Origin of the sequence: Mesorhizobium sp. LSJC280B00 (assembly GCF_000502835.1) — a bacterium.
Classification (GTDB): domain Bacteria; phylum Pseudomonadota; class Alphaproteobacteria; order Rhizobiales; family Rhizobiaceae; genus Mesorhizobium.
Window position 1 is genome coordinate 20446 of sequence record NZ_AYVL01000042.1, and the last position, 7319, is coordinate 27764.

3 protein-coding genes and 3 pseudogenes are annotated in these 7319 nt (G+C 59.4%); 3 read left to right on the forward strand and 3 right to left on the reverse strand.

Translation table 11 applies throughout. The features are described 5' to 3' along the window. The first annotated feature begins 23 nt into the window (after nt 1-23). Nucleotides 24-2976, forward strand: a pseudogene (locus tag X773_RS70630) (Tn3 family transposase). A gap of 251 nt (nt 2977-3227) precedes the next feature. Here X773_RS70630 and X773_RS70635 read toward each other — a convergent pair. Beyond that, nucleotides 3228-4304: a hypothetical protein gene (locus X773_RS70635; RefSeq protein WP_023680275.1), complete on the reverse strand. Its 1077-nt coding sequence runs from the start codon at nt 4302-4304 to the stop codon at nt 3228-3230. A gap of 205 nt (nt 4305-4509) precedes the next feature. After that, a complete protein-coding gene (locus tag X773_RS76945) occupies nt 4510-5109 on the reverse strand; it encodes a hypothetical protein (RefSeq protein ID WP_156937478.1) in 600 nt (199 codons plus the stop codon). A gap of 214 nt (nt 5110-5323) precedes the next feature. Between X773_RS76945 and X773_RS70645 the strand changes: the two are divergent. Both X773_RS70645 and X773_RS70650 read left to right on the forward strand, forming a co-directional pair. After that, nucleotides 5324-6009, forward strand: a pseudogene (locus X773_RS70645) (IS6 family transposase). Nucleotides 6010-6119: 110 nt separating this feature from the next. Continuing rightward, nucleotides 6120-6489, forward strand: a pseudogene (locus X773_RS70650) (ferredoxin family protein). 118 nt (nt 6490-6607) lie between these two features. On the opposite strand, the gene X773_RS0139845 reads toward X773_RS70650, so the two are convergent. Then, the coding region (locus X773_RS0139845; RefSeq protein ID WP_031213029.1) for a vitamin B12 dependent-methionine synthase activation domain-containing protein at nt 6608-7319 on the reverse strand (712 nt) is incomplete at its 5' end.

The following is a 7319-nucleotide window of genomic DNA, read 5'->3' on the forward strand; positions in this document are numbered from 1 at the left end:
GGTGTTGTATGCGGAGTTGAGCAGTGGCCAGGCGCAAGATTCTCAAAGCTCAGGATCGTCAGGAGCTTTTCGATATTCCGGCTGATGAGGACAGCCTGATCCGACACTATTCATTGTCCGCCGCTGATCGCCTCGAAATTGGCCTGCGCAGGCGCGAGCACAATAAGCTCGGCTTCGCTGTTCAGCTTTGCGTGATGCGACATCCAGGTCGGGTGCTGGCGGCAGGCGAAATTCCGCCCCGCGCGATGCTGAAATATGTCGCCGACCAGATCGGCGCCGATCCCACTGTGTTCACAACCTATGCCCGCCGGGAAGAGACGCGTCGCGATCACATTGCGCGCCTGATGATCTGTCTCGGCGTCAGAAGCGCGACAGCTCAGGATCGTCGCGCCGCGCTGTTGTCGGCAATAGAGGCGGCCGCGATGTCCGACAGCGGCGCTTCGATTGTGAATGCCATCGTTGCAACGCTGCGAGAACGCGGAACACTGTTGCCCGCGGCGGAGATCATCGAGCGAATGGGGCTGGCGGCCCGTGCCATAGCTCGCCGCCACGCGGAGGGGGCGCTTATCGAAGGTCTGGCACCTGAGAAGCTGCAGGCGCTCGACAAGCTGCTCGAGGTTGATGCGGCGATCGGTCAGACCCGCTTCCATTGGTTGCGGTCTGCGCCGGAAGCGCCCGCGGCTTCAAAAAATCTGGTAGGACTGACCGAACGGATTGCATTCCTGCGCACGCTCGGAATCGATCCCGGTTTGCGGGCGCGCGTGGCTTCCGGGCGGTGGGACCAGATGGTTCGTGAGGGCAATGCCACGCCGGCGTGGCTGGCCAACGACTTCAATGCGAGCCGTCGTCACGCCCTGATCGTCGCGCAGATCATCAAGCTCGGCGAGAAGCTAACCGATGACGCCGTGACGATGTTCATCAAGCTGATCGGGCGGCTGTTTTCCCAGGCGCATAGCCGCAAGAAACGGCGTCACATGGACCATCGGACAGACACCTCCAAGGCCCTGCGTCTGTTCCTCGATACGATATCGGCGCTGCAGTCGGCCAACGATCGGTCAGGACGCACTTGAGGTGGTCGACCAGAAGGTCGGTTGGCACAGGCTGCTTCGGATGAAGCCGGAGCTTGCAGCAATGGTCGAGGAAAATGAGGCATCCCCACTGGTCCTGGCGGCCGAGCAGTATAGTGGCGTCCTCAAATACGCGACGGCGTTCCTGGCGACCTTTACGTTTCGTTCAGCGCGCCGCCACGACTCCTTGCTCACAGCCATTGCGATGCTCCAAAGGCTTCATTCGTAGGGACGGCGTGCACTGCCCGAGCGTGTTCCGACCAGCCATCTCAGTCCAACCGATCGGAAACTGATCTTTGGGCAGCAGAAGCCTGATCGCCGCCTCTACGAGATCGCCACTCTCGCTGCATTGCGCGAGCGCCTTCGCTCGGCGGATATATGGATAGAGGGCAGCCGCTCGTTCCGCCCGATCGACGAGCACCTCATGCCGCGATCGACGTTCACCACGATGAAGGAGGAGGATCGGCTTGGCCTTGGTGTGGGCAGCGACGGCGCCGCCTGGCTGAACGAAGTAAAGCAGGTGCTGGACTTCAATTTGAAGCGCCTGGCCTATCGCGCTCGCGCAGGTAAGCTCGATGGTGTTCGTCTCGAAGCGGGAACGCTGATCGTGACGCCGACTGTCGGCGACGTTCCTGCGGCAGCCGAAGAACTGAACGCAGAGATCAGCGAGATGTATCCGCTGGTCGAAGTTCCTGACCTGCTGAGGGAAGTGCATGAGTGGACGGGCTTTGCCGATCACTTCACACATGTCCGCACAGGCGACGCCCCACGAAATGTCTCTGCCATGCTGGCCGGCATCCTGGCCGATGCAACCAATCTCGGTCCGAAGCGGATGGCCGGCGCTTCCAAGGGCATCAGCGCCCATCAGATTGGCTGGATGCGCACCTTCCATGCCCGATCAGAAACCTATCGCGGCGCTCAGGCCTGCATCACCGACGCACACGGCGGGCACCCGCATTCCCGTCTGTGGGGCAACGGAACGACTGCGTCGTCCGACGGACAGTTCTTCCGTGCGAGCGACCGAGCAGCAAAACGCGGCGACGTCAATCTGCACTATGGCAGCGAACCGAGATCGAAATTCTACAGCCACCTGTCGGACCTGCCCATCAGCCCCACGGAAAGCGAAGCGGCCTATGTGCTCGACGGACTATTCGACCAGGAAACGATCCTGGACATCCAGGAGCATTTTACGGACACCGGTGGCGCGAGCGATCACGTCTTCGGCCTGTTCGCCCTTGTCGGCAAACGCTTCGCGCCTCGGCTACGCAACCTCACAGATCGAAAGTTTCACAATTCGAGAAGGGCGATGCCTACCCGGCGCTGACGAGCCACATCGGCGCACCGATCAACGCGCGTTGATTCTTGATCATTGGGACGACCTGCTGCATCTGGCCGCATCGATCGCGACGCGCGCCGTCGTCCCCTCGACGATCCTGAAGAAGCTCTCGGCGTCTCCGAAGGAAAGCCAGTTGGCCAAGCGCTGCGGGAACTCGGCCGGATCGAGCGATCACTGTTCATGATCGAATGGTATTCGAGCCCGGCCTTGCGCCGGCGGTGCCAAGCCGGCCTCAACAAGGGCGAAGCAGCGCACAAACTGAAGCGCGCGGTGTTCTTCCATGAGCGCGGCGAAATCCGTGACCGCTCATTCGAGAGCCAAGCATTCCGCGCTTCCGGTCTCAATCTCGTCGTCAGCGCCATCGTCCATTGGAACACCGTCTATCTTGACCGCGCAACCACACACCTGCGCATGGCGGGTCGGACTATCCCGGATGACCTGCTCAAACACGTCTCGCCGCTCAGTTGGGAACACATCAACCTCACAGGCATCTACACCTGGGATTCTGAACTCAAGATGCCCGAAGGCTTCAGATCGCTTCGCTTGCCAGCACCAATCCGACGGGCGGCATGATGTTCATATTTCGTTTGGCCTTAGCGTACGATTCTGAACAGCTCTTGTTCTGACCCCATCTAAGCGACTGGTGGGACAGCACGGCGTGCCCGCTGGAATATCCAATGGAGGCATGTCGTTCGGCAGCGTACGTTCACACTAGAGGGTCTGCCTCGGGTGAACCGACCGGCGAGCAGTCGTTAGACAACAGCGCCGCTCCCCGCTTCCCACCAGGNGGGTCTGTCTCGGGTGAACCGACCGGCGAGCAGTCGTTAGACAACAGCGCCGCTCCCCGCTTCCCACCAGGCTGCAAAACGCCGCCGCGCCACCGAGCTTCGGCGCGTTTTTCGGTTCTCGATAGTGATACCGCGGCCAAGCCAATGAAGGACTTCCTGACGAACCCGAATATGGCCCAGATCGTCGATGCAACCAGACGGAAGCAGATTTTGATCTGAGATATTGAGAATACCCCTCGCAACATGGTCTTTTGGTAGGAGGTCGAGCAATCGGTTGGCCAGGAAACGGTCGCGACGGGCAAGCAACACGCAACCCAGTAACAAGAGTGGCAGGCTGCTATCGGAATGAGCGATCTTGTCGAAGGTGGCGCCCGCTACCTCAATATCTGCGTGTGCAGCAACCAGCACGGACTTTGACGCTGCGATAGGGGCTGGTTGACGTAAAAGGTCGGCTAGCCCGACGGACGAAACGATGTCTGGCTCAACAAATGGGCAGCCAGCCAAGGCATCAATGGCGTCCACATTCCGCCAGTCAAACGGACGTGTCTCCGAGACTGCCCAAAGTGCTCGCCGCGCCCCAGCAGTTCCTTTGTTTGAAACGACTGTAAACGCTCGGACTCTTAAGAGACGGTCGGCGCTCGTTGAGCCAATATCGATCAGTTGGGTGCAAGCATCATCGTCGAGCTGATCGTAACTTCCGATCGCATCGATTGCCTCTCGTGCAATCGGATAAGACGGTGGTTCATCATGAAATGGTTCCGTGTTGGACCAGCTGTCGCGACAAATCTTGAGTAGAGCATCGTAATGTTTGGGATGTTGGCGCTCTAAGAGAAGCCCTACCAAGGCACGCCTGACGCGGCTTCCCTTGTCATCGATCAGCGCGAGAAGAGACGGGCCGAAGGGCGTTGACTCACGCGCACTGAGTGTCTCTAGGGCGAGTTGGCGCGCATCAGCAACGCGCTGGTCCAGGGCAAGTCGGACGAGGTCCCACTTCTCAGCATGGACGGCCAGCGAAACAGCATCAACGGCGTCAGCCGGCGTAATTGATAGCTCAAGGGCTCTCTTGAGCGCTATGTCGGGTGGTTCGCCGCTTGCTAACTCTAATACGCGCAATTTGGATGAGCAGGGCCGGCGAGGCTGACTGGATAGTATCGGACAATAGCGCCAGCGCCGCACCGGTCGCAGGTTCCCATAGTTCGCCCTCTCTCTTCAGCAATCCGAAAATTCCCCGCTCGGCGAAAGGCAGCTGCGCCTTCACGTGATCGGCGATGGTACTGTCCTTCGCGACGTTCCATAGGTCGAAGGTGATGAGGACGCGCTATTGCACCGTCAAACTTGGAATCGACAGAATCTCCGAAATCGATTCGGATGCGGCATTTGCAAGGCAAAAGCCAAGCGCGCTTCGCACCTCAGCATCTTCGTCTTGGGCAAGGATTCGCTCGGTGAGTTGCCGTAAGAAACGATTGTCCCACCGCGCTGCCGCCAGTCGCCAAGCTCGAGCTTCCCAGCCAAAGTGAGTCCCGCGTTGGACCACTGCTTCGACTTCATCTAGCGGGGCCGAACCAAGCGATGCGTGGATTGCATCACACCAATAGGGAAGCAAATCCTTTATCAGAGCGTGACGGGAAAGCGTTTCCCAATTGCCATCGGCACGGATCTTATCAACATAGGCCGTGACCATCTCCTCGGGACCAAGATGACCATCTCCCGGATCAGAGTACCAATCTTCGGCCGCAGCATCGAGCTCGCCGTTTTGAATTCTTTCCGAAAGGGCATCGAGTTCGGCTCGCTGTTCGGGTCCGACCCTTAGAGTTGCAAAAGCCGCTGCAAGCACTTTTTCATACCGAGGAAGGTCGACCAAGGAGGCAGCCGCAATGGTCGAAGCATTGTGATAGTAGCCTCCGCTTGCCACTTTCATTGCAGCATCGAGAAAGGCATCCGTCAGGTTTCCGCCAAGTTCAGAAATTCGGGTCGCAAAGTCCGCACCATAATTGTCATTTGTCTGCGCCAGAACCGTTCGTACGAACCGGGCGCATATGGCATGGCTGTACGGATTGTCGCGGGTTCTGTCGCAAACTTTTCGGAAAGGTCATTTGCTGCATGACGCTTGCTCTTTTTTCCGGGAGTTTGTCATGTTCAAAGGCCGCCATTTTGATCGATCCGTGATCCTACTGTGAGTTCGCTGGTATCTTGCCTACAATCTCAGCCTGCGCGATCTGGAAGAGATGATGGCCGAGCGCGGCATTCACGTCGACCATTCCACTGTCCACCGCTGGGTCGTGCATTTTTCGCCTCTGCTGCTTGAACGCTTCAACCGGAGAAAACGTCCGGTCACCGGCAAGTGGCACGTTGATGAAACTTATGTCCGGGTGCGCGGTCGCTGGATGTATCTCTACCGCGCCGTCGACAGCGTGGGCGATACGGTCGAATTCTTTTTCAGCGAAAACCGTGACCTGCCGGCGGCCAAACGCTTCTTACGGCCCTGCAGCGCCATGGCAGGCCGGAACGTATCGCCATCGACGGCAGCCAGACCAATCACGAGGCCATCCAATCTTGCGATCTTGAAAATCGCCTGCGGNCGCGACGAGCACTGAAGCCGATCAGAATCCGCAAGAGCCAGTATTTCAACAACCGCGTCGAACAGGATCATAGGTGCATCAAGCGCCGCGTCCGGTCCATGCTCGGCGAGTCAACCACAACCGCCGAAACTATCCTCTCGGGCATCGAGATGGTTCATATGATGCGCAAACGACAGGCCAGGTTTGCCTACAATCCCACGCCCTCCATTGCCAAGCAGTTCGAAATGCTCGCCGCATGAGCGCCGCGTGACGCTCAACCTGCCCTTGCGACCTCAGCTGGAGTTTGCGACGGAACCGCCTGGACAAGGTCTGGACGAGATCAGATTACGGCCACATTGGAACTCGCATCATGATCGAACTCGTCATCGCCGAGCGTTGCACGGGTTGCAACGCCTGCGTCGAAGTATGCCCGACCAACGTGCTCGAAATCGTCTAGCAATGTGCCGCACATCGCCCGGCAGGAGGACTGCCAGACCTGCTTCATGTGCGAGCTCTACTGCCGGGAAGACGCGATCTACGTCGCGCCCGATTGTGAAAACGCCACTCCAGTCGACAAGGACGAGATCCTGGCTTCCGGCCTGCTCGGCGAATTCCGCCGCAATCATGGCTGGGACGAATGGGCACACGACCCCCGCTACACCAACGAGCACTGGCGGATGGAGAGCGTCTTCCTGCGCGCGAGGGATATGGCCATCGCCGAGGCGGCCGGAAACGCGTGAATGGAAATTGTGCCTCAGCTGACATTCCTATGACCTGAGCGTTTATCCGGGACCTCATTTCCATGATACAGAAACGGCAGTTGCGGCTCGGAGCGTAAGACGGCAGAGCTTGCCGCCACTACTCCGCAGCCTCGGCATAGTGCGCTGGCACATAGTTGAGAATGGGTCCGAGCCAGCGCTCCACTTCCGCGAGCGGCATGTCCTTGCGGCGTGCATAGTCCTCAACCTGGTCGCGTTCGACCTTGGCGACGCCGAAATAATAGCTTTCGGTATGCGACAGATAGATCCCCGACACAGACGAGCCGGGCCACATCGCATAGCTTTCGGTCAGGCTCACCCCGGCATTGCGCTCGCTGTCGAGCAGCCGGAACAGTGTGGCCTTCTCGGTGTGGTCGGGCTGGGCGGGATAACCGGGCGCCGGGCGGATGCCGCGATAGGGCTCGCCGATCAGCTCGTCCGGCGCCAGCTTTTCGTCGACCGCATAGCCCCAGAACTCCTTGCGCACCTTCTCGTGCATGCGCTCGGCGAAGGCCTCAGCGACGCGGTCGGCCAGCGCCTTGACTATGATCGACGAATAGTCGTCATTGGCCCTCTCAAATCGTTCGGCGATCGCCACCTCCTCGATGCCGGCCGTGACGATGAAGCCGCCGATGTAGTCGGGCTTGCCGCTGTCCACCGGCGCGACGAAATCCGACAATGCGACATTGGCCTTGCCGTCGCGCTTGGTCAGTTGTTGGCGCAGCGTGAAGAAGGTCGCCAGCTCCTGCGATCGCCCCTCATCCGTGAACAGCCTGATATCGTCGCCGGTGGCATTGGCCGGCCAGAAGCCG

Excerpts from the sequence above, each read along its gene's own strand:
- X773_RS76945 (WP_156937478.1), bottom strand. The coding sequence starts at position 5,109 with ATGAAAGTGGCAAGCGGAGGCTACTATCACAATGCTTCGACCATTGCG.